General features: G+C 28.2%; 20 protein-coding genes. 18 read left to right on the top strand and 2 right to left on the bottom strand.

The window, feature by feature from the left end:
• The first annotated feature begins 68 nt into the window (after positions 1 to 68).
• The 7 genes from ytxJ (at position 69) to WG951_RS03180 (ending at position 8,149) form a co-directional block, all read left to right on the top strand.
• Entirely contained in the window at positions 69 to 470 is a 402-nt protein-coding gene (ytxJ, locus tag WG951_RS03210) for a bacillithiol system redox-active protein YtxJ (RefSeq protein WP_105048766.1), read from the top strand.
• Between the two features lie 60 nt (positions 471 to 530).
• Positions 531 to 2,081 (top strand): DEAD/DEAH box helicase, encoded by a 1,551-nt coding sequence (locus WG951_RS03205; protein WP_105048765.1) that lies wholly within the window; start codon positions 531 to 533, stop codon positions 2,079 to 2,081.
• Positions 2,082 to 2,607: 526 nt separating this feature from the next.
• Positions 2,608 to 4,056: an arginine decarboxylase gene (locus WG951_RS03200; RefSeq protein WP_105048764.1), complete on the top strand. Its 1,449-nt coding sequence runs from the start codon at positions 2,608 to 2,610 to the stop codon at positions 4,054 to 4,056.
• A gap of 18 nt (positions 4,057 to 4,074) precedes the next feature.
• Positions 4,075 to 5,022 (top strand): agmatinase, encoded by a 948-nt coding sequence (gene speB, locus WG951_RS03195; protein WP_105048763.1) that lies wholly within the window; start codon positions 4,075 to 4,077, stop codon positions 5,020 to 5,022.
• A gap of 9 nt (positions 5,023 to 5,031) precedes the next feature.
• Positions 5,032 to 6,564 carry a carbon-nitrogen hydrolase family protein gene (locus WG951_RS03190; RefSeq protein ID WP_105048762.1) on the top strand — a complete coding sequence of 511 codons (1,533 nt, stop codon included), beginning with the start codon at positions 5,032 to 5,034 and terminating at the stop codon, positions 6,562 to 6,564.
• 192 nt (positions 6,565 to 6,756) lie between these two features.
• Positions 6,757 to 7,725, top strand: a complete 969-nt coding sequence (locus WG951_RS03185) for a deoxyhypusine synthase family protein (protein ID WP_105048761.1) — start codon at positions 6,757 to 6,759, stop codon at positions 7,723 to 7,725.
• Between the two features lie 145 nt (positions 7,726 to 7,870).
• Positions 7,871 to 8,149, top strand: coding sequence for a hypothetical protein (locus tag WG951_RS03180; protein WP_105048760.1), 279 nt, complete (start codon positions 7,871 to 7,873; stop codon positions 8,147 to 8,149).
• A gap of 62 nt (positions 8,150 to 8,211) precedes the next feature.
• Here the strand turns inward: WG951_RS03180 and blaOXA are convergent, their stop codons facing one another.
• Together blaOXA and WG951_RS03170 are read right to left on the bottom strand one after the other, a co-directional pair.
• A complete protein-coding gene (gene blaOXA, locus WG951_RS03175) occupies positions 8,212 to 9,036 on the bottom strand; it encodes a class D beta-lactamase (RefSeq protein ID WP_105048759.1) in 825 nt (274 codons plus the stop codon).
• A gap of 31 nt (positions 9,037 to 9,067) precedes the next feature.
• Positions 9,068 to 9,940, bottom strand: coding sequence for a LysR substrate-binding domain-containing protein (locus tag WG951_RS03170; protein ID WP_105048758.1), 873 nt, complete (start codon positions 9,938 to 9,940; stop codon positions 9,068 to 9,070).
• 110 nt (positions 9,941 to 10,050) lie between these two features.
• Here WG951_RS03170 and WG951_RS03165 point away from each other — a divergent pair, with 110 nt between their 5' ends.
• From WG951_RS03165 to WG951_RS03115, 11 genes are all read left to right on the top strand, one after another.
• Positions 10,051 to 10,674: a LysE family translocator gene (locus WG951_RS03165; RefSeq protein ID WP_105048757.1), complete on the top strand. Its 624-nt coding sequence runs from the start codon at positions 10,051 to 10,053 to the stop codon at positions 10,672 to 10,674.
• A gap of 544 nt (positions 10,675 to 11,218) precedes the next feature.
• Complete coding sequence (locus WG951_RS03160; RefSeq protein WP_105048756.1) at positions 11,219 to 11,746, top strand: UpxY family transcription antiterminator; 528 nt, start codon at positions 11,219 to 11,221, stop codon at positions 11,744 to 11,746.
• Between the two features lie 375 nt (positions 11,747 to 12,121).
• Positions 12,122 to 13,579, top strand: coding sequence for a lipopolysaccharide biosynthesis protein (locus WG951_RS03155; RefSeq protein WP_105048755.1), 1,458 nt, complete (start codon positions 12,122 to 12,124; stop codon positions 13,577 to 13,579).
• The gene (locus tag WG951_RS03150) at positions 13,572 to 14,138 is read left to right on the top strand and encodes a serine O-acetyltransferase (protein WP_105048754.1); all 567 of its coding nucleotides are present in this window, start codon (positions 13,572 to 13,574) and stop codon (positions 14,136 to 14,138) included. The genes WG951_RS03155 and WG951_RS03150 overlap by 8 nt, the downstream gene beginning before the upstream one ends.
• Positions 14,128 to 15,450, top strand: coding sequence for a glycosyltransferase family 4 protein (locus WG951_RS03145; protein ID WP_105048753.1), 1,323 nt, complete (start codon positions 14,128 to 14,130; stop codon positions 15,448 to 15,450). Before WG951_RS03150 ends, WG951_RS03145 begins: the two co-directional genes overlap by 11 nt.
• Before the next feature lie 4 nt (positions 15,451 to 15,454).
• Positions 15,455 to 16,447, top strand: coding sequence for an acyltransferase family protein (locus WG951_RS03140; protein ID WP_105048752.1), 993 nt, complete (start codon positions 15,455 to 15,457; stop codon positions 16,445 to 16,447).
• 6 nt (positions 16,448 to 16,453) lie between these two features.
• Positions 16,454 to 17,593: a glycosyltransferase family 4 protein gene (locus tag WG951_RS03135; RefSeq protein ID WP_105048751.1), complete on the top strand. Its 1,140-nt coding sequence runs from the start codon at positions 16,454 to 16,456 to the stop codon at positions 17,591 to 17,593.
• Positions 17,594 to 17,597: 4 nt separating this feature from the next.
• A complete protein-coding gene (locus WG951_RS03130) occupies positions 17,598 to 18,731 on the top strand; it encodes a glycosyltransferase family 4 protein (RefSeq protein WP_105048750.1) in 1,134 nt (377 codons plus the stop codon).
• Positions 18,732 to 18,817: 86 nt separating this feature from the next.
• The gene (locus tag WG951_RS03125; protein ID WP_105048749.1) at positions 18,818 to 20,110 is read left to right on the top strand and encodes an O-antigen ligase family protein; all 1,293 of its coding nucleotides are present in this window, start codon (positions 18,818 to 18,820) and stop codon (positions 20,108 to 20,110) included.
• 7 nt (positions 20,111 to 20,117) lie between these two features.
• Positions 20,118 to 21,044, top strand: a complete 927-nt coding sequence (locus tag WG951_RS03120; RefSeq protein WP_105048748.1) for a glycosyltransferase family 2 protein — start codon at positions 20,118 to 20,120, stop codon at positions 21,042 to 21,044.
• Between the two features lie 4 nt (positions 21,045 to 21,048).
• Positions 21,049 to 22,152, top strand: coding sequence for a glycosyltransferase (locus WG951_RS03115; protein WP_340915403.1), 1,104 nt, complete (start codon positions 21,049 to 21,051; stop codon positions 22,150 to 22,152).
• Positions 22,153 to 22,354 lie beyond the last annotated feature (202 nt).

Here is a 22,354-nt window from a genome sequence, read left to right as displayed (position 1 = left end):
GTTTTTACTGACTTTTTGTCTAATGAAAGTTTACTATATTTACACCGACAAATAACAAAAAACATCAAATGGGTATATTTAATAAGATTTTTGGAGGTAATGATGAAGGTAAGGAAAAAGAAGCAAAAGTGTCATACTTAAAGTGGATTCCTTTAACTTCTATGGAGCAATTAGAAGAAATAAAAGAAATTTCTAAAACCGAAAGCGTATTAATTTTTAAACATTCTACACGTTGCGGAATTAGTAGTATGGTAATTAAACGCTTTGAGGCTCTTTTTACCGAAGAACATCAAAATTTAAAAGTCTATTATTTAGACCTATTAAATTACAGAGATATTTCTGATGAAGTAGGGTATACGTTTCAGGTGATGCACCAATCTCCGCAATTAATTATCGTTAAAAATGGGGTTTCTGTAGAGAATGCCTCTCATTATGATATCACAATTACAAATTTATCAAGATTTATATAGCATAAACTTGCATTAAACCTTATTTAAGTCTTATTTTTGTCTTTTTAAATTTTTAATCGTTTGGCAGAAATAAACACTTCAGTAAAAAAAGTAGGTAAGGAATTATACGGATATCAAAAAGATGCTCTTCAAGAGATTTTTAGAAGGTTTGAAGACGCACCAAAAGATTATCATCTATTGTATCAATTACCAACAGGAGGTGGAAAAACAGTAATTTTTTCTGAAATTGTAAGGCGTTATTTAGAAACTTTTAAAAAGAAAGTTTTGGTTTTAACGCACAGAATTGAGTTGAGCAAGCAAACCTCTAAGATGTTAAATGAATTTGGTGTTTCTAACAAGATCATTAATTCTACCGCAGTATTAGACGACCAAGATGATTTTAATTGTTTTGTGGCAATGGTTGAAACCTTAAAAAATAGGTTGAATGATGATAAACTAGATATTTCTGATATTGGTTTAGTAATTGTAGATGAGGCGCATTACAATTCTTTTACAAAAATTTTTAAATTTTTTGATGAATCTTTTATTCTTGGTGTAACCGCAACTCCTTTAAGTTCTAACATTAAGTTGCCGATGTACGAGAATTATCAAGAATTATTTGTTGGTGAAACAATTCAGCATTTAATTGATAATGAGTATTTAGCAAGTGCAAACTTATATTCGTATAACGTAGGTTTAACCTCGTTAGAGGTAGGAGCAAATGGAGATTATACCGTAAAATCTTCAGAAGATTTATATACCAATTCAGACATGCTTTCTAAATTGGTTTCTGCGTATGAAGAAACTGCAAAAGGAAAGAAAACCTTAATTTTTAATAATGGTATTAATACTTCTATACAAGTATTTCATGCCTTTAAAAAAGCAGGATATCCAATTGCGCATTTAGACAATACAAATACAAAAGCAGAGCGAGAGCTTATTTTAAAATGGTTTCATAAAACTCCAGGTGCAATTATTACCTCGGTAAGTATTTTAACTACTGGTTTTGATGAGCCAACTATTGAAGCAATTATATTAAACAGAGCAACAAAATCATTAACCTTATACTACCAAATGATTGGGCGTGGTTCTAGGGTTTTAAAAGATAAACGTACTTTTGATGTTATCGATTTAGGTAACAACTTTCATAGATTTGGTCCTTGGGGAGCAGATTTAGACTGGGAAAAAATGTTTAGAGCCCCAGACTATTACTTAAATGCTATTCTTTCTGATGAAGATATAGAAAGTACTTTTAGGTATGAGTTAACTCCGGATGTTAAAAAAGAATTTGAAAAATCTACCGATACTTATTTCGACATGAAAAAAGTATATATAGATACTATTAGACAAGGAGAGTCTTCTAAAAGAGTGTTAGAGAAATCGATTGTACATCATGCAAAAATGTGTATAGAAAATAGTGAAGATGTTTTTGATGCATTAATCTTAGCAAAATTACTAGGCGAAGAAATTGATGATAGAATTAATAGATATGCCAAATGTATTTCTAAAAGTACACACAATTTTGTAACTTGGTTAAAAGATGATTACAGAAAGAAATTAAATGCCTATTTAAGAGCAAATTTTGATGAAGATTACGAAGAAATTCATGGTCATCCACCAATTGAAGAATAAAAAATAAACTAAAAAGCGCTGAAAAATCAGCGCTTTTTTTATGCAATAGGGTTTCCTTTTTTTACCAATAAAAAGTTGTTTTTAAGATTTGTTAATTTCTTTTTTTTGCATTTTTTTTAGAATTAAGGTTAAAATTATTGTTGTAAACGTCTGTAAGACCAATGTTTAAAAGGAAAAAAATAAATTGAAAAATAATTTTATTTTTTTTTGACTTTTGTTTTTTATATTCAAAAATAATATACATTTGCTTAACTTATTTAAGTAAAATGTTTAGTTTTTCTTATTTCGGAAATATCTTTCTATCGGAGAATGAAAGTTATATCGCATTTTGGAAATGCAACGAAAAAATTAAGGTATCTCCATTTTCAATTCTTCAAGAGTTGCAGCTTTTCTCAAAGTTGCACGTGGTTTACTTGCAAATATTACAGTGATAACATCCCTTTTTTTAAGGTTATAATTTCTATTCTAAAACAGGCATTTGTTTTAGTTCAGACGGATTTATCATACAAATAATTTAAAAATACAAGTGAACACAAAATATATAGATTTAGTCGAGCAAACGTTCGATTTTCCTCAGGAAGAATTCAAAACAGAAAACAACAAATTGTTTTGGCACGGAATTAATTTAATGGAGTTAATAGAGCAATACGGTTCTCCATTAAAATTTACATACTTACCAAAAATTTCAGAAAACATCAACAAAGCAAAAGGTTGGTTTCAAGAAAGCATTGATAAACATAACTATAAAGGGAAATATTTTTATAGCTATTGTACAAAAAGTTCTCATTTTAAACACATTTTACATGAAGCTTTAAAAAATGATATTCACATAGAAACGTCTTCTGCTTTTGATATTGACATTGTAAATAATCTTAAAAAAGAAGGTAAAATAAAAGAAGATACCTTTATTATCTGTAACGGATTTAAACGCGATCAATACATTAAAAATATTGGAGGTTTAATTAATTCTGGACATAAAAATGTAATTCCGATTATAGACAATTTCGAAGAAATCAATCTTTTATTAGATGAAACAGATAAAAAAATAAATGTAGGTATTAGAATCGCATCCGAAGAAGAGCCTAAATTTGAGTTTTATACGTCTAGATTGGGGATTGGGTACAAAAATATTGTTGCTTTTTATGAGCGCGAAATAGCAGGTAATAAACAAGTTGATTTAAAAATGCTACATTTTTTTATCAACACAGGTATCAAAGACAACGCGTATTATTGGAATGAGTTGATGAAATGTTTAAGAGTTTATATCAACCTTAAAAAAGTATGTCCAAGTTTAGATAGCCTAAATATTGGTGGTGGTTTTCCTATAAAAAACTCATTGGCTTTTGATTATGATTATCAATATATGATTGATGAAATTATCAATCAAATACAACAAGCTTGTGATGAAGCGGGAGTAGATGTTCCTCATATTTTTACAGAATTTGGTAGCTTTACAGTAGGAGAATCTGGTGCAGCTATTTACGAGATTTTATATCAAAAGAAACAAAATGATAGAGAACGTTGGAACATGATAAACTCTTCATTTATAACTACTTTACCAGATGCTTGGGCAATTAATAAGCGTTTTATTATGTTGCCAATTAATAAATGGAACAAACAATATGAGCGTGTTTTATTAGGTGGTTTAACTTGTGATAGTGATGATTATTACAATTCTGAGCAACACATAAACGGAATATATTTGCCTGTTTTCGAGAAAGAGAATCCGTTGTATATCGGTTTCTTTAACACAGGCGCGTATCAAGAATCTGTTGGTGGTTTTGGAGGGTTACAGCATTGCTTAATTCCGCATCCAAAACATCTTATTATAGATAGAGATGAAGATGGAAACATCACCACAAAAATATTTAAAGAACAACAAAAAAGTAGCGAAATGCTTTCTATTTTAGGATATGGAGAGGTTGTTACAAAAGTAAATGAGTTAGAAAAAATTGCAAATCAAGAAGTGTTATAGCACATCAACAAAAATAAAATGAACACAAATAAAACGTATGCAGGAATTCCACAGGAGTTTGGAAACCTGTCAACATCTAAAGTAGTTATTATTCCTGTTCCTTATGATGGAACAAGTACTTGGCAAAAAGGAGCAGATAAAGGGCCACAAGCTTTTTTAGATGCGTCAGAAAATATGGAATTGTATGATATTGAAACGGATTCTGAAGTATATAAAGAAGGCGTTTATTTAGCAGATGCAATTACAGAAAATTCTTCTCCAGAGGCAATGGTAGAAGAAGTTCATCAGATTACAAAAAAATACATCAACAGAAATAAATTTGTAACTGTTTTTGGTGGTGAGCATTCTGTATCTATAGGAACTATAAGAGCTTTTAACGAGTGTTTTAGTAGTTTAACGGTTTTACATATTGATGCACATGCAGATTTAAGAAAAGAATATGATGGTTCTAAATACAACCACGCTTGTGCTGTTTATGAAGCAAACCAAAACACAAATTTGGTACAAGTTGGTATTAGAAGCATGGATATTTCTGAAAAAAGAGAAATGAATTTGGATAAAGTTTTCTTTGCACATGATATGGCTGTAAATGAAGATTGGATGGATGATGTGGTAGATCAATTAACAGAAAATGTTTTTATTACGTTTGATTTAGATGCGTTAGATCCATCAATTATGCCTTCTACAGGAACTCCAGAACCAGGTGGATTGTTTTATTATGAAACTTTAGAATTTTTAAAATTAGTTTTTAAACAAAAGAATGTGGTTGGTTTTGATATGGTAGAATTGTGTCCTAATGAAAGCGAAAAATCATCAGACTTTTTAGCGGCAAAATTATTTTACAAAATGTTAAGCTACAAATTTGCTTCTAATGATGATAGTTATGATATTGGAGATGACGCTACTGATGTAAATCCATTTAGTAAATTGTCTAAGTTTAAAGGTGATGATAACGACGATTTTTAGTTCTATAAAATGATCAAAAACATCGAGAATATTGAGCTTCATTATTTAACGTTAACAGATTACAAACAGTTAAAGGAAGCGATGATTCAGGCATATTCAAGTATGCCAGGTTCTTATTGGAGAGAAAATCAAATTAAATCGTTGATTGATAAATTTCCAGAAGGACAAGTTATTATTAAAGTAAATGGTGAGTTAGCAGGTTGTGCATTGTCTATTAAATTAGATTATGATAGTTTCGACGATCAGCATACGTATGAAGATATTACGGGGAATTATACCTTTGATACGCATGATGAAAATGGAGATGTTTTATACGGAATTGATGTTTTTATTAAAAAAGAATACAGAGGTTTACGTTTAGGTAGAAGGCTGTATGACTATAGAAAAGAACTTGCCGAGAAACAAAATTTAAGAGGAATTGCGTTTGGAGGTAGAATTCCGAATTATCATAAATATGCAGCAACTTTATCGCCTAAAGAATATATAGAAAGTGTTAAACGTAAAGAAATTCACGATCCGGTTTTAAACTTTCAAATTTCGAATGATTTTCATCCTTCAAAAATTTTAAAAGGATATTTAGAAGGGGATGAAAATTCTGGTGAGTTTGCAGTTTTGCTTGAATGGGATAATATTTACTACGAGAAAAAATCTAAAAAAGCAGCTACAAAGAAAAAAGTAGTGCGTTTAGGATTGATTCAGTGGCAAATGCGTTTGTATAAAGATTTGGAAGAATTAATGCAACAAGCAGAGTATTTTGTAGACGCAGTTTCTGCTTACAGATCTGATTTTGCATTGTTTCCAGAGTTTTTTAACGCTCCGTTAATGGCAGATAATAATCATTTACCAGAATCGGAAGCAATTAGAGAATTGGCAAAATATACGCCAGAGATTGTTCAGAAATTTTCTGAGTTGGCAATTACGTATAACATTAATATTATTACAGGTAGTATGCCAGAAATTAAAGATGAATTGTTGTACAATGCGGGTTATATCTGTAAAAGAGATGGATCTACAGAACGTTATGAGAAATTGCATGTTACACCCGATGAGGCAAAAGTTTGGGGAATGCAAGGAGGAAATGAGTTAAAAACCTTTGATACGGATTGTGGTAAAATTGGTGTATTAATTTGTTATGATTCTGAGTTTCCAGAATTAAGTAGAATTTTAGCAGAAGAAGGAATGGATATTTTGTTTGTTCCGTTTTTAACGGATACGCAAAATGGATATTCAAGAGTACGTCATTGTGCACAAGCTAGAGCCATAGAAAACGAATGTTATGTTGCCATTGCTGGTAGTGTTGGTAATTTACCAAAGGTGAATAATATGGATATTCAGTACGCACAATCTATGGTGTTTACGCCTTGCGACTTTTCTTTCCCTGCAAACGGAATTAAAGCAGAGGCAACCACAAATACCGAAATGATTTTAATTGCGGATGTAGATTTAGATTTACTAAAAGATTTAAACCAGTTTGGTAGCGTACGAAATTTAAAAGATAGAAGAACAGATATATTTGAAGTTAGAAAACTTCTGAAAAAATAAAAAAGTATTACGATAAGTTGTTGTTAAATAACCAATTATAATGATTAACATCTCGATACAAAATTTCTGAAAAAGAAATTTTACTCGATGTGACAGTCAGAATTTTAATACTAATAACTATGATGTCAGTTCGAGTGATTTTCTATTTAGAAAAATCGTATCGAGAACATTAAAAAAATATAAAAAAACAAAATGAGCAAACCTATTACAAATTTTATAGAAAAATACTTTTTACACTTTAATGCTGCTGCTTTAGTAGATGCTGCAAAAGGGTACGAAGCACAATTAAACAAAGGATCTAAAATGTTAGTTTCTTTAGCAGGCGCAATGAGTACTGCCGAATTAGGGAAAATTTTCGCGGAAATGATTCGTAAAGACAAAGTACAAATTGTTTCTTGTACAGGTGCAAACTTAGAGGAAGATGTTATGAATCTTGTAGCACACTCTCATTACAAACGTGTACCTAATTATAGAGATTTAACGCCACAAGATGAGTGGGATTTACTTGAAAAAGGATTAAACAGAGTTACAGATACTTGTATACCAGAAGAAGAAGCTTTTAGAAGAATTCAAGAACATATTGTAAAAATATGGAAAGAAGCAGAAGCAAACGGAGAGCGTTATTTACCACATGAATACATGTACAAATTATTATTATCTGGTGTTTTAGAGCAATATTACGAGATAGATATTAAAGATTCTTGGATGTATGCAGCGGCAGAAAAAAACTTGCCAATTATTTGTCCGGGTTGGGAGGATTCTACCATGGGTAATATTTTTGCTTCTTACGTTTTAAAAGGAGAATTAAAAGCAAGCACTGTAAAATCTGGAATTGAGTACATGACATTCCTTGCAGATTGGTATACAAATAATTCTGAAAACGGAATTGGATTCTTTCAAATAGGAGGAGGAATTGCAGGAGATTTCCCTATTTGTGTGGTGCCAATGTTATATCAAGACATGGAAAAACCAGAAACACCATTTTGGAGTTATTTCTGTCAGATTTCAGATTCTACAACAAGTTATGGTTCGTATTCTGGAGCAGTACCAAATGAGAAAATTACTTGGGGTAAGTTAGATATCGATACGCCAAAGTTTATTATAGAAAGTGATGCTACTATTGTCGCACCATTAATTTTTGCTTATTTATTAGAAATGTAGCATTGCAGATGCTTTTATTATAAAAGCTGAATTGCTAATTTTTAACTTATAATTAAAAAATTACAAAATAAGTGAAGTGTCATTCCGAAATGAGTCTTTTTTGACGATTGAGGAATCTCATACTAATTGAATAAATGATTATAAAATGAAAAGAGTAATCGTAGAATACGCAAAGTTAACTACAGACATATTAGATATGTTGGTAGAAAAGTATCCTGACGGATATGACTATGAAGACATTATTTCCTTCAAAAATGCAAAAGGAGAAACTGTAAAAGCGGTAGAAGTGAAGACAGAAGATACTATTTATCTTGTAAAAATCAGTTCTAAACTAGAGCAAACGATGGAAGATTATGCAGAGGATGAAGATTCTTTTGACGAGGATGAAGATTTAAATGTTGATGATTTAGAAGACGAAATATAAATAGTGGATTAAAAATAGCTTGAAAATTTTTCAAGCTATTTTTATTTTAGACTACTGTGTTTTTATTCTATTAGTTCTAAAGCTTTCAACGTAATTTCTTTTCTTAATTTAGGGAAGCCCTTAATATCTGTAGTTTCTTTTGGCGATATATTAGTTGCAAAAAAGAGTGTATTTTCTTTTGATTGTGCATAACCAACAAACCAGCCATTTTGTTGCTTATTTCTAACAGACAAACCTGTTTTACCATATAAGCTGTACTTTTCGTTTTTTTCGATGAAAAGTATTTTTCTCATAATAGCTTCAGTTCTCTTTGATATTTTAAGTTCCGATTTGTAAAAACGTTTTAAGAAGTCTATTTGTTCAAATTGATTAATTTTAGAAGCACCTTCTAACCAGAACAGATCTAAGTTTTCAGAATTTACAACCATATTTAGATAGTTCAGTTTTTCTAAATAGGCATTCATTCTTTTTTTGCCTATTTTTCTAGCTATTTCCTGATAACACGGTACGCAAGAATATTTAAAAGCATCTTTTAAAATTAAATCTTGTTCCCAAACTTTATAAGCTCTTTTTTCACCATTCCATTTAAACAAAGTACTATCGTTGTCTACTACTTTTGTTTCTAAGGCAATCATAGAATTCGGAATTTTAAAAGTAGAAGCAGGTAAGCGACCCGTTTTTGCCCATTTAAAATCATTAGCGTAAAAAAGATCTTTGTTTAAGTTGTAAATAAGAATAGCGCCATGTACATTATGGGTGTCTATTATTGTTTGAAATGCGGGTTTCACAATTTCATTCTTTGTTATTTTATTTTTTTGCTCCTTTGCCGTTTTTTTGTCACAAGAATAAATAAACGTTAGTATTAAAATAATGTTTAAAATTTTCATTTATAATGATTTGGTTTGTTTAAAAGCGATTTTATTCTTCTATTGATTTTGTAAGATCAATAATTGTATTTATTGTTTTATTAGGATCGTTTTTTCTCCAATTGACAAATAAGTCTATTTTTTCATGTAGCTCAATAAATCGAACATTTTGAAACTCGGCATGTTTGTAAGAAAGCGGTAAAATAGAAATTCCCAATCCACGAGAGACTAGGTTTAAAATCATTCCTCCAAAATCAGATTCAATAATCGTTTTAGGTTCAAAACCATAGGTGTCGAAAAAATTTCTTAAAAGTGAAGCAAAAAACGTTGTTTGATGTAAGCCAGCAATAATAAATTTCTCGTTTTTTAATTCCTTTAAATTATCTAAAGATTCTTTAGTTAGCCAATGATTTTTAGGAACTACCAAACAGATGGGCTCTGATGATAATTTATGTGAACTTATGTTAATGTTTTTGATGGAATCTCTACTAAAAGCGATATCCGTGTCGTAATTTAATAATAGTTTTTCGTGCGTTTTGTCTGTGGGTTCTATCAATTCTAATTTTAAATCGGGTAAATTAGAGTTGATAATTTCAAGAAAATTAGGCAGAAATTTAAAAGCAATAGAGCCAGGGTAACTGATAGAAACAAAACCTGCTACACCTTCATCAATTTTTTTTGCTTGTCTATGAACTTGATCAAGTTCTTTTATGGTTGCTGTCCATTTTTTTTGTAGAAATTTACCCGCATCTGTTAGTTTTACATTTCTTTTATCTCTTTCAAAAAGCTGAATTCCTAATTCGTTTTCTAAAGCTTGAATTTGTCTACTTAAAGAAGATTGAGAGATAAACATTTTCTCGGAAGTTTTCCAGAAATGAAGTTCATTTGATAACGTTAAAAAATACTTTATTTGTTGAATCGTCATAGTCTAATGCGTTTTTTGCATTAATCAATCAAAAATAAGTATTTTTAAGATGTTAACATAATAGTTTCTTTGTACTTAGTTTTATTTTAATTATTTAAAATACATTAAAGATGGGAATAGAGAACTTTATTACTTTTATGTTCACGGCATTGATTTTTGTAATGACACCCGGAATTGATACGGTATTTGTATTAAATAAATCGATTCTACAAGGGAGAAAATCGGGCGTACAAGCTGCATTCGGAATAAATACAGGTGTCTTAGCACATACTGTTTTTGCTGCTTTAGGTTTGTCTGTATTACTATCTAAATCTGATGTTGCTTTTGCAGCTATTAAATATATTGGGTTTATTTACTTAATTTATTTAGGGTGTTTAAAGCTTAAAAATAATAAAGAAGTTTTAAATATTACCAAGGATGCAACCCAAAATAAAAAAGTAAAAAGCGATTTTTGGTCAGGATTTTTAACAAACACGTTAAACCCGAAAGTTGCATTATTCTTTTTAGCGTTCTTTCCTCAGTTTATTGCACCAGATCAAATAGAAAATCCAGTTCCTTTTATATTATTAGGTATCACTTTTGCGCTTATTGGTACCGTTTGGTATGTAGGTTTAACCTTTTTTGCAACTACTTTTACAGATAAAATTAAAAACAATCCTAGTTTTAGTATATACTTAAATAAGGTAAGCGGAATCGTTTTTATCTTAATGGGTCTTAAAATAATTCTCACTTAATACCACGTTGCCTATTATATGATATTATGGCTTATTTTAGTGAACAGAAGTAGTACTTTATATAAACCTCGTAAAAAGCAAGTTTGTAAAAGTGTTAAAATTGTCATAAAAATAAAATTTTAGGAACCTATTAGTTGTATTAATAAAAATACTATTTTTTTCTGTAATTAAACTTGTAGGACAATCAAAAAATTATAAATTAGCCGAGTATAAAATAAAAATAATTTCAACTTCAATTTACCTAGGTAAAAGAAGATATTCCTCCCGTAATTATTTTTTATACGTTTAGAAGATTTTTTTAAGTATCAATTACGTTATCGTATTTTAAGTGTTAAATTTTAAAATTTACTACTTTAAGTGTGATTTTCGATGGCGAAGCCATAAAATACCCCCAGATAAATACCCCAATTTTATACTATTGTATATACTCCTAATTGAAGGATGTATTCGTATATACAAATTTCCCCCCTAAATAACTTCTAAGTACCTGTTTCACTAGTATTTAATAGAATTATATTAATGGAGATAATAAGAATAAAATAGCGTGAATACATCAAAAAAAAGAAAAGAAGAAGTAAAGTGGTTTGCTGTTTATACAAGACCTAAAACTGAAAAAAAAGTAGAGGAAAGACTTTCTGCTGCTGGATTTGATACTTTTTTACCGTTACAAACGGTAGAAAAAAAATGGAGTGACCGGAAAAAAAGAATGAAAGTACCATTAATAAATTCTTATGTATTTGTAAAATCAACCTGTAAAAATTTGGGACAGATCTATTCAATACCTGGGGTTATTAATATTTTAAAATATTTAGGAAATTATGCGATTGTTAAAGATTCTGAAATTGAAAATTTAAGAATATTGTCTACAAACAGTCATTTTAAAACAACTATCCGTTCTACCCCCGTTCATGTTGTTAAAGGGGCAAAAGTTACGGTTACAGAAGGCCCTTTTAAAGGTTTATATGGGGTTTACCAAGATAAAGCAGGTAAAAATAAGGTAATTATTGTGATGGAAACTTTAGGTAGTTGTGTAGAAGTAACGTTGCCTTTAAAGTGCTTGCAAACAGTTTAGTTTATGTTTGTTATAAAGAAAATATTTTTTATTTAATAAAACATATTGTTATGAATTTATTTAAAAAAACGTTAAGAGTTGTATTAGTTTTTACTATTGGGGTTGCTCTAATTGCTGTAGTACAATTTGTAATGTTTACTTAAAGAGAATTGTTTTAAGTAAAAAAAGTTATGTCTAGATTTTTACTGAATTTACTAATTACAGAAATTAGTAAAGAGGACAGAATTTATCTATTTTTTTCTTATATTAAAGATAAAAATAAGTTTATTTTTTTATTGGTCTAATTGATATTATTAAGTCTTTTTAAAAGAAAAGATAAAAGTACTTCTACATAAATGTATTTAAACTTTATAGTAAAAAGTACTAAAAAAAAGAATGACGAGTTTAAAGAAAAAAAGTTTAACAGGTCTTATTTGGGATTTTGTTGGTAAGTTAGGATTACAAGGTGTTGGCTTTTTTGTTTCAATTATTTTGGCAAGAATTTTATTGCCAGAAGATTTTGGATTGTTAGCTATAATTACAGTTTTTATAAATCTAGCAAATGTGTTTTTAGATTTTGGATTTAGCACAGCGTTGGTACAACGAAGTAAGGTAACTGAAGAACATTATGCTTCAGTTTTTTTTATGAATGTAATTATGGGTTTTTTTTTAGGAGGACTCGTTTTTTTGGCGGCTCCTTTTGTTGCAAACTTTTATGAGAAAGAGGTATTAACAGACTTAATTAAAGTTATGTCTTTAAGTTTTGTAATAAATTCTTTTGGTAATGTAACAAGAGCTTATTTAAGAAGAGCAATGAATTTTAAATTAATGTCTATTACAAGTCTTATATCTGCTTTTATTAGTGGTTTTATTGCAGTATTTATGGCTTATAATGGTTTTGGTATATGGAGTTTAGTTACACAAATATTAATTTCTGAAATACTTAATAATACTTTAATTTATTTTTTAAGTAAATTTAGATTTAAATTAGTTTTTAGTATTACAGCAGTAAAAGAATTATGGGGTTTTAGTTCAAAAATTTTTTTAACAGGAATTCTAGATACAATTTTTATCAATTTAGATTCTTTGATAATAGGAAAAATTTTAAATCCTGTAACTTTAGGTTATTATTATAGGTCAAAGTCTTTAGAAAATTTTTCATTTAGATATACAGCAACTACTTTGTCTAATATATTGTTACCTAGTTTAAGTTCAATTAAAAATGAACCAATTTTTTATAAAACTACTGTTTTAAAACTTTTTAAACTTATATCATTTATATCTTTTTTAGCCTGTGGTTTACTATTGGTGGGAGCACATGAAATTATTGTACTGTTGTTTTCAGCAAAATGGGAACCTTCTGTTGTACTATTTCAAATAATTATATTTGGAGCTTTTGCTCCACAGATTTTTAATTTGTTTTATAATATTTTATTAAGCAAAGGATTATCTGGTTTGTATCTAAAGATTAACATATTTAATAAAGTGTTGTTTTTTGCAAATTTTGGTTTCTTATTTTATGCAAACTTAAATAGTTATTTAATAGGTTTTGTTTGTGCTCAGATTCTTGTTTTTATTACAGGTTTAATTATAATTTCAAATAAAATAAATTTTAAAAACCAACTCTATTTTATTTCTATTAAAAACATAGCCATTTATTTAATTTCGTTAGCAATTGTTCTTACGCTTAAGAGTTGTTTTTACTTGCAAATTTTGCTGTTAGATCTTATAATATTTACAACTACTTTTTTAGGTGTGTTTTTAGCTTTTTATTTTTTATTTATGAAGAATGATTTTATTCTAATAATTAATGAAATAAAAGAATTATTAAATATTAAAAAGAAGAATGCTTAAAAATAAGGCTAATCTTAAATACTTTCTTAACCAAGATGCTAAAGCTAATGATATTGTTACTTTAAGTGGTTACGAAAGGTTTTTAACAATATTTACTCCTAATTTGTTATGGTTATTTATTAAGTATTTAAGACATTATGAGTATTATTTAAATGCAAATAAAAAGGATATATTATCTAGAATAAAAAGAAAGTATTATTTAGTTAAATACAAAAAACTTAGCTATAAATTAGGTTTTTCTATACCACCAAATGTTTTTGGACCAGGTGTAAGAATACCACATTACGGAACAATAGTAATTCATCCTTTTGTAAAAATAGGAGCTAATTGTGTAATACAAACTGGGGTTAATATTGGTGTTAATAATGGTGGCGTTCCTACCCTTGGAGATAATGTATATATTGGTCCGGGTGTAAAATTATTTGGTAATATAATAATAGGTAATGATGTTGCAATTGGTGCAAATACAGTTGTAACAAAATCTTTTTCGCAATCGAATATAACTATTGTTGGTGTTCCTGCTAAAATAATAAAGAATCAAAAGGCAGATGAAAGATAAAGCATCCTTAAAAATATTAATAGTTACGGCATCCTATTTTCACTCTAATTATGGTGGTGGTCAAGTTTATGTAAAGAATATTGTTAATGAAATGATTGCACAAAATTTAGATGTATCTATTGCAACACCTGGTACTGATGCAAAAGTAGTAAGTTACTATCAAGAGCAACCAGTATATACTTTTACAGACAAAATGTTGGAAGATGGTTTAATGGGGTTAAAAAAACTTATAACAAAAATTAATCCATCTATTGTACATATCCATGGTTTTAAAGAACCTTTTTCTTTGGCATGTAAAGCATTAAGAATTCCTTGTATTGTTACAGCACATCATGGTGGTTTAATTTGTCCTGCAGGAGCATTATTAAATTCTAAAGATAAAATATGTAATGTTAAGGCATCAGATAGCAACTGTTTACCTTGTGTTTTAAGAAATGTAAAAGGAGGAACCTTTACTTTTTCTATACAAAAAATAATTCCTTTTAAACTAAGGTTAGCTATTGGTAAGTGGTTAAAAAAAATACCTTTTATTTATTTTATTACGCCTATTGGTACAACTACGCTTTCTATTGAGAATAAAAAAAGGGAATGGAAAAATATATATATTAATGCAAGTTTATTAATAGCTCCATCAATTGCAATTAAAGATGCTATGTTACGCAATGGAGCTTCTAAAAATAAAATAAAAGTTATTCCACATGGAATACCAATTAATATAAACGACAACAGCGCTATTTTAGAAGAGAATATAGAAGCTTCTAAAAAAAATAAACGTGTAAAATTCTTTTATGTAGGGAGAATTTGTAAAGAAAAGGGAGTGCATATTATGTTAGAGGCTTTTAGTGATTTAAAAGTACCAGCAGAGATTCATATTATTGGAGGAACAGGAAATAGTAAAGAAGAAAAGTATTATAGATTTTTGAAAAAAAAATATAAAAATCACGTTAATATTTTTTGGTACGGCAAAGTACCTCCAGAAAAGGTTAATGAAAAAATAAAAATGTTTGATATTATGATTCATCCTGCATTTTTTTTAGAGGTATTTGGTCTTACTATAGCAGAATCTTTATCAATGGGAAAACCTGTTATAGCAACAAAATGTGGAGGGGCAGAAATGCAAATTAAACATAAAGAAAATGGTTTATTAATACCCCCAAATGATGTTAATGCTCTAAAGGAGAAAATGAAAGAAATATTAGAATGTCCGGATTTATTAATAAAATTAAAAAAAAATACAGGTGTAAATGTAAATTCAATAAACAATCACGTAAAAGATTTGGTTAAAATTTATAAACCTTTGGTAAAGAGGTAAAGCATTGGCTAAGAGAGATATTAATATTGATATAGCTAAAGGATTAGGTGTTTTTTTAGTTATTTTAGGTCATAATTTAGCGAATGAAAAGTTAGGTGTTGGTAAATTAATTTATAGTTTTCACATGCCTTTGTTTTTTATGTTAGCAGGCATATTTCATAAACAAGATAATGGAATTGTAACTTTACTTAAATCAAAAGGTAAAAGGTTGTTATTACCATTTGTATTTTTCTCTTTATTTCATTACTTTTTTTATTTGGCTTGGGCTTTTTGTTTTACGGGAGTAGATAATTTTGAGTTTAATATAATTTATAAAATAATACCGTATAAAGACGCTATTTCTATTCCGTTATGGTTTTTTATATCGCTCTTTGAGATTTTAATTATTTACTTTTTGGTACTAAAAAAAATAAATACAATTTGGTTAAGAATGTTTGTTGTATTTATACTTAGTTGGCTTAGTTATTTTATTAGTCAAATGAATTTACCGTTTTATTATAACTATTTTCATATTTTTTCATCATTTTCTATGTTAATATTTTATGCAATCGGACATGATTTTTTTAATGTTTTAAAAACGAAATGGTTGCCAAAAAATAATTATTTAAAAGTTTGTTCTTTTTTTTTAATTAGTAGTCTATTATATTTTATTAATAGTTTTTTTAAAGGAATAGATATCAATTCTAATACATTTAAGACGCCCTTTTTTATTTATATAACTTCTGCTATTATGGGTATTTACGCATTATGGATTTTATCTAACTTAATAAATAAAACAGTCTTTTTATCTAAATTTTGGGCTTATATAGGAAAAAATTCTCTAGGCATTTTTGCTATTCATTTAGCGTTATTTGAGTTTTCTCGTCCATTAGTAAATTTAATAATATCAAAAGATATCTTTTTAAACAATTTAATGGGTGCTTTTATTACGTTAACCTTAGCAATTATATTAAACACAATTTTAAAAAAAGTTGTACCATTTGTTTATGGCTTATAAACGATTATGAAAAAGATTTTAATAGATATTAATTCTGTAGTACCTTATTTATTAACAGGTAAAACAACAGGAGTTGGTAGAACTACCTTAGAGTTAATAGATTCGTTTTCTAAAATGATAGAACAATTGCCTTTTCAAATTATTTTATATTCTCAAAACATGAAGGGGGTAGGAGCAAAACATTTTGTAGATTTCTATAAAACGAAGCATTTGTACTTGCCACATAGAGAATCTATAAATAAAATAATGGCAAAATTGCCTATAAAAGAAAGTTTTTCTAAATATGATTTAATGCATATACCGCATAATTTTGCTCATATTTATAAACCAGAAAAGGCTATTATTACTTTACATGATGCCTTATTTATGAGAATACAAGAAAAAGCATATAATCATAACCAAATGGTTCAAGACGTGCCTCCATTAATGCAGCAATGCAAAGGTATTATAACCTGTTCTAAAGCTTCTAAAAAAGATATTATTGAAACAATGCAGATAGCACCATCTAAAATTGATGTTGTTTATTGGGGAGTAAAGCACAATGTATTTTACAAATTACCAAATAATGAATTATTACAAAAAAGAATTAAGGCTGTAGTTAAAACAGAATCGCCTTACTTTTTAAGTGTTTCTTGTAATGCAGAACGTAAAAATACCCATAAATTAGTAGAAGCATATATACAATTGTCTAAGCAATTACCTATAAATGATTTAGTATTACTTTGGGGTAATCCACCTGATTTTGTCTTAGAAATGATAGACAAATCTAAATGTAAAGAAAGAATTCATTTTATTTCTAATATTACAGATACCGAGTTGTGTTTAGTTTATAACGGTGCAACAGCTTTGGTGTTTCCTTCTTCTTATGAAGGGTTTGGTTTACCTGTTTTAGAAGCTATGGCGTGTGGTTGTGCTGTAGTTACCTGCAATAATAGCTCTTTAAAAGAAGTAGGAGGTAATGCTGCTTTGTATTTAAAGTATTCAGAAACAGAGGACATTTTTGAAAAACTAGAACAATTTGAAAATAAGAATTTTGATTTAGATAAAATTAAAGAACAAGGTTTTTTACAAGCATCAAAATTTAATTGGACAGATACCGCATTAAAATATATTTCTATTTACAATAAATACCTTGATATTAATTAGTGTGATGAAAATTGTATATATAATTGATTCATTAGAAAATTCTGGAGGTATGGAGCGTGTTCTTACTTCTAAAGCAAATTGGCTTGCATCTAAAAAAGAGTTTGATGTAACCATAATATCTAGAAGAGCTAATAAAGATGGGTGTTTTTTTGAGTTAAATAAAAATGTAACTGTTGATAGTTTAAACTTAACACCAACTAATAACAAAATTTTAAATTTATTATTTAAAACAGATAAGAATAGGTTTAAAAAAGAATTGACAAAAAAGTTATTACAATTAAAACCAGACATTACCATAAGTCTGTTTGGTGATGAGTATGAGTTTTTACATACCATTAAGGATGGAAGTAAAAAGATACTAGAATTTCATTTTTCTAAAAATTATTTAACCCATTTAATGGATAATATTCCAAATTTATCCTTTAGAAAATTTAGAAAATTATATGCTCGTTATCTTCAGTATAAACAACAAAGAGTCGTTTTAAAATTTGATAAGTTTGTGTTGTTAACAGAAAAAGATCAGTCACTTTGGCAAAAACCATCCAATAGTTTGGTAATTTCTAATCCTTTGTCTTTTTCTTCTGATAAAAAGTCTGATGGGCAGCAAAAAGAAATTATAGCCATTGGTAGATTTATAGCTCAAAAAGGTTTTGATTTATTGATTAATGCATTTCGTTTAATTACAAAAAACAATCCAGATTGGAAATTAACAATTTATGGAGAAGGACAAGATAAAGACTATTTATTAGACCTAATAAATCGTTATCATTTACAAAAAGTAATTTTATTAAAATCACCATCAAAAAAAATAAAAGAAGCATTATTAAATAGTTCTATACTGGCTTTTTCATCAAGATACGAAGGTTTTGGGTTGGTATTAACAGAGGCAATGGAATGTGGTTTACCATGTGTTGCTTTTGATTGTGAATGTGGTCCTTCAGAAATTATTTCTCATAAGAAAGATGGTTATTTAGTAAGCGATTTTAACATAGATTTTTTTGCTAAAAACTTAGAATATTTAATGGTTAATAATAAAGAAAGATTGTTGATGGGGCAAAATGCATCCAAAAATGTAAAACGATTCCATATTGATAAAATCATGATAAAATGGACAGAATTATTTAAAGATATTATATGAATATTTTATTACTTAACAATATTTCTATAATTTATTATATGGTGTTATTGCTTTCTTTAAAACAGTTTTTATATCTACAAATTTAAATGGCTATAGGATTAAGTTTATTGGCATTTTTGCTTATAATTATTTATGGTTTTGAATATGCCTTTATGGGTAAAACGTATGCTGTAAGTACTACTTGGAATAAAAGAATAAAATTTAAGGTAAACGCTCAACAACGTTTTATTTTATTATTATTGGCAACAGCTATTGTACAGGCAGGTGCTTTTTCTGCGTTACTATTATTAGTTTGGATGGGGTTGTTGATAGGCATATTATTTAGGTATGGTATTCAAATGTTTACATCGCCAATGCTAAAAATTTATGCCTTGTATTTGTGTTGGTTATTGTTTTCATTGGTTTTAACCTCAGAAAAAGGATATGGTTTTCGTGTATTAGCAAAATATTTATTTCCTTTTTTAGTAGTATTAGTGGTTTCCTCTGTAAAAATTACAGACATATTTTTTATAAAAGCGCTAAAAGTTAGTTTTATAGCTGGTGTTATAATAAATAGCTGCATAGTATTAATGAAAATTTTACCAATCTATGCTATATACAATCCTATTTTGTGGTGGCAACCTGCGGTGATAGATGTAAATCCTTTTTTTATAGCTTCTGGTTTATTGTTGTATAAGTTTTCAAAAAAAAAACAGATACTATTTGCAATACTACTTTTTATTAGTATTCCAATAGTAGAGAGTGTAAGAACAGGGTTAATTGGTATAGGTGTCTTTTTTTTAGCAGTATCTTTTTTTAAGTATAAATTAAAGGCTTTACCTGTGTTTGTATTAATAGTTGCCAGTTTTATAGCTTCTATTTTATTTGTGCCTACGGTAAGAAATAAAATGTTTAGGCACACTTTTAATAGTGCAGAAGAGGTTATTAATATGAGTAGTAATTTATCGCCAGATAGTATTGATAGTAATGGACGTTTTGCTATGTGGGAATGGAGTTTAAATACTTTTTATGAAGGAAATGAGCTTATGGGAGCTGGTATAGGCCAAATGCAGGCTCGTTTTTATTCTGGCAACCATCCTTTCGGAATTATAAAAATAGCTCATAACGATTATCTACAAATTATTTGTGATACAGGCCAAATAGGATTGTTTTTATATACGCTTATAATTATAAGTTTTGTTTGGCATGCTTTTATAATTTATAATGATAAAAAAAATAATGTATTAGCAAGACAAGCTGCTTTTATTGCAGGTACTTCTTTGTGTGGTATTATGGCAACTGCGTTTACAGATAATGTTATCAATTATTCATTAATTACCTTAAGTTATCCTTATGCCTTTTTGGGTTTTGCATTGGTAATGAAATCTAAAAGAAAGTAATTCTACTATGAAAATAAGTGTAGTTATTCCTCTATATAATAAAAAAGATAGCATTATTACTACTATTCAAACAGTTTTAAACCAAACGATTCTTCCTGAAGAAATAGTGGTTGTTAATGATGGTTCTACAGATGGTTCTGATGCTATTGTAACTCAATTTAACCATTCTTTGGTGAGGTTAATAGATCAAAAAAATGCAGGTGTTGCTGCTGCTCGTAATAAAGGAATTGAAGAGGCTAAACATGAATGGATTGCATTGTTAGATGCAGATGATATATGGAATATAAATTATTTAAAAGAAATTAAAGCTTTGGCAACACAATTTCCTTATTGCAATGTTTTGGCAACAGCTTATGAAATGCAAGATTATAAAGGGAATAAAACGCCTCTAAAATTAAATAAAATTCCGTTTAAGGAAGATGCCGGAATTTTAATAAATTATTTTGAAGTTGCCTGCTGTTCACACCCACCACTGTGGTCTTCTGCAATTGTGATAAAAAAAAGGGCTTTACAAGATATTGATGGTTTTCCTTTAGGTATAAAATCTGGTGAAGATTTATTAACATGGGCAAAATTGGCAGTTAAAAATAAGATTGCTTATAATTTAAATCCATTAGCTGTTTTTGTACAAGATAGCGCCCATACATATGATGATAAACCTAATAGAATTCCAGAAAATATAGATGTTGTAGGTAAGGAGCTAAGTAGTTTATATAAAAAAAACAAGAATATAATTTGTTTGAAAAATTATATTTCTTCTTGGAAAAAAATGAGAGCTTCTATTTACTTAAGATTAGGTTTAAGATCTAAATCGGTAAAAGCAGCTTTAGAGGCTATATATTATAATCCATTTAATAAAATGGTATATGTTTATTTATGCCTAACAGTGATTCCTAATAAAATTTTACATAGAGTTTTAAAGATTAACAAATAATTTAATGAAAGCATTAATTTTTCATCCTGCTTTAGCGCCTTATAGAGTGGATTTTTTTAACTCTTTAAACGATTTTTATTCTACATCATTTTATTTTAGTTTAAAAAATGTTAGTGATCAAAAATTTGATCAAGAAAATTTAAAATCGCTTTGTAATTTTAAATGTAATTATATTTCTAATGGTTTTGAAATTTTAGGAAGATCAATAAGAACAGGTATTTTTTCAATCATAAAAAAAGAAAGTCCGGATATTATTTTTTGTTCTGAATATAGTCAAATTACATTATTAGCATTTCTATATTGTAAAATATATAATCCAAAAATTAAAATTTATACTTTAAGTGATGACAGTATAACTAACTCTAAAGACAGAAAAGGGTTGAGATTGTTTTTTAGAAATTTTATTTCTAAAAACATTAATGGAGTTGTATTTACAAGTAAAGAAGTTTCTACATGGTATAAAAACAATATTAGTAGTAAAACTACAACACTTAATTTTCCGGTTATTCATTCAGAAAAATCATTAAGAGTAAAATATTTAAAAGCCATAAATCAAGCAAATCTTAATATAGATACATATCAATTAAAAGAGAAAAAAATATTGCTTTATGTAGGGAGGTTAGTTGAGGTTAAAAATTTGTTTTTTTTAATAAAATGCTTTTCTAATATAAAAGGAAAAGATAAAAAACTGGTAATTGTTGGTGAAGGACCGTTGCAAGAAAAATTAGAACAACTTGCAGAAGAATTAAACATTTTAGACAAAGTATTATTTATTGGTAGAAAAGAAGGTGTAGAGTTATATAACTGGTATATTTTTTCTCAATTATTTGTTTTACCCAGTACTTACGAGCCTTTTGGGGCAGTTGTTAATGAGGCCCTAGTTGGTGGTTGTACCGTTTTGTGTTCTAATTTAGCAGGTGCATCTTCATTAATAAATGATAAAAACGGATTGTTGTTTAATCCTAAAAAAGAAAATGATTTATCAACCAAATTAAACAAAGCTTTTGAAAACACAGAGCCTATAAACAGCAATATTACTGCATTAAGAGAAAGTAAAATGCCATTTACTTTTAATCAAAAAATGCAAGAATTATTACAAAATATTTAATATTCTCTTTAGTACACTAAGAAAATAAAACTATAATTAAATTATGCTCTTTAATTCCTGGCAGTATATCTTCTTTTTTTTAGGGGTATTAGTTATTTACTTTTCAATAAAACATAAATGGCGAATACATTTTCTGTTTATTGCTTCTTATCTTTTTTATTCAGTTTGGAGTTGGAAATTTGCGTTGTTAATGTTTGGGGTA

This window comes from Polaribacter butkevichii, assembly GCF_038024105.1.
Lineage (GTDB): Bacteria > Bacteroidota > Bacteroidia > Flavobacteriales > Flavobacteriaceae > Polaribacter > Polaribacter butkevichii.
Note: the sequence above shows the minus strand (reverse complement) of the source record. Positions and strands in the feature narration are given on the sequence as shown.

Coding starts and splice junctions, on each gene's coding strand:
- ytxJ (WP_105048766.1), top strand. CDS start 69: ATGGGTATATTTAATAAGATTTTTGGAGGTAATGATGAAGGTAAGGAA.
- speB (WP_105048763.1), top strand. CDS start 4,075: ATGAACACAAATAAAACGTATGCAGGAATTCCACAGGAGTTTGGAAAC.
- WG951_RS03190 (WP_105048762.1), top strand. CDS start 5,032: ATGATCAAAAACATCGAGAATATTGAGCTTCATTATTTAACGTTAACA.
- WG951_RS03185 (WP_105048761.1), top strand. CDS start 6,757: ATGAGCAAACCTATTACAAATTTTATAGAAAAATACTTTTTACACTTT.
- WG951_RS03180 (WP_105048760.1), top strand. CDS start 7,871: ATGAAAAGAGTAATCGTAGAATACGCAAAGTTAACTACAGACATATTA.
- blaOXA (WP_105048759.1), bottom strand. CDS start 9,036: ATGAAAATTTTAAACATTATTTTAATACTAACGTTTATTTATTCTTGT.
- WG951_RS03170 (WP_105048758.1), bottom strand. CDS start 9,940: ATGACGATTCAACAAATAAAGTATTTTTTAACGTTATCAAATGAACTT.
- WG951_RS03165 (WP_105048757.1), top strand. CDS start 10,051: ATGGGAATAGAGAACTTTATTACTTTTATGTTCACGGCATTGATTTTT.
- WG951_RS03155 (WP_105048755.1), top strand. CDS start 12,122: ATGACGAGTTTAAAGAAAAAAAGTTTAACAGGTCTTATTTGGGATTTT.
- WG951_RS03150 (WP_105048754.1), top strand. CDS start 13,572: ATGCTTAAAAATAAGGCTAATCTTAAATACTTTCTTAACCAAGATGCT.
- WG951_RS03145 (WP_105048753.1), top strand. CDS start 14,128: ATGAAAGATAAAGCATCCTTAAAAATATTAATAGTTACGGCATCCTAT.
- WG951_RS03135 (WP_105048751.1), top strand. CDS start 16,454: ATGAAAAAGATTTTAATAGATATTAATTCTGTAGTACCTTATTTATTA.
- WG951_RS03130 (WP_105048750.1), top strand. CDS start 17,598: ATGAAAATTGTATATATAATTGATTCATTAGAAAATTCTGGAGGTATG.
- WG951_RS03125 (WP_105048749.1), top strand. CDS start 18,818: ATGGCTATAGGATTAAGTTTATTGGCATTTTTGCTTATAATTATTTAT.
- WG951_RS03120 (WP_105048748.1), top strand. CDS start 20,118: ATGAAAATAAGTGTAGTTATTCCTCTATATAATAAAAAAGATAGCATT.
- WG951_RS03115 (WP_340915403.1), top strand. CDS start 21,049: ATGAAAGCATTAATTTTTCATCCTGCTTTAGCGCCTTATAGAGTGGAT.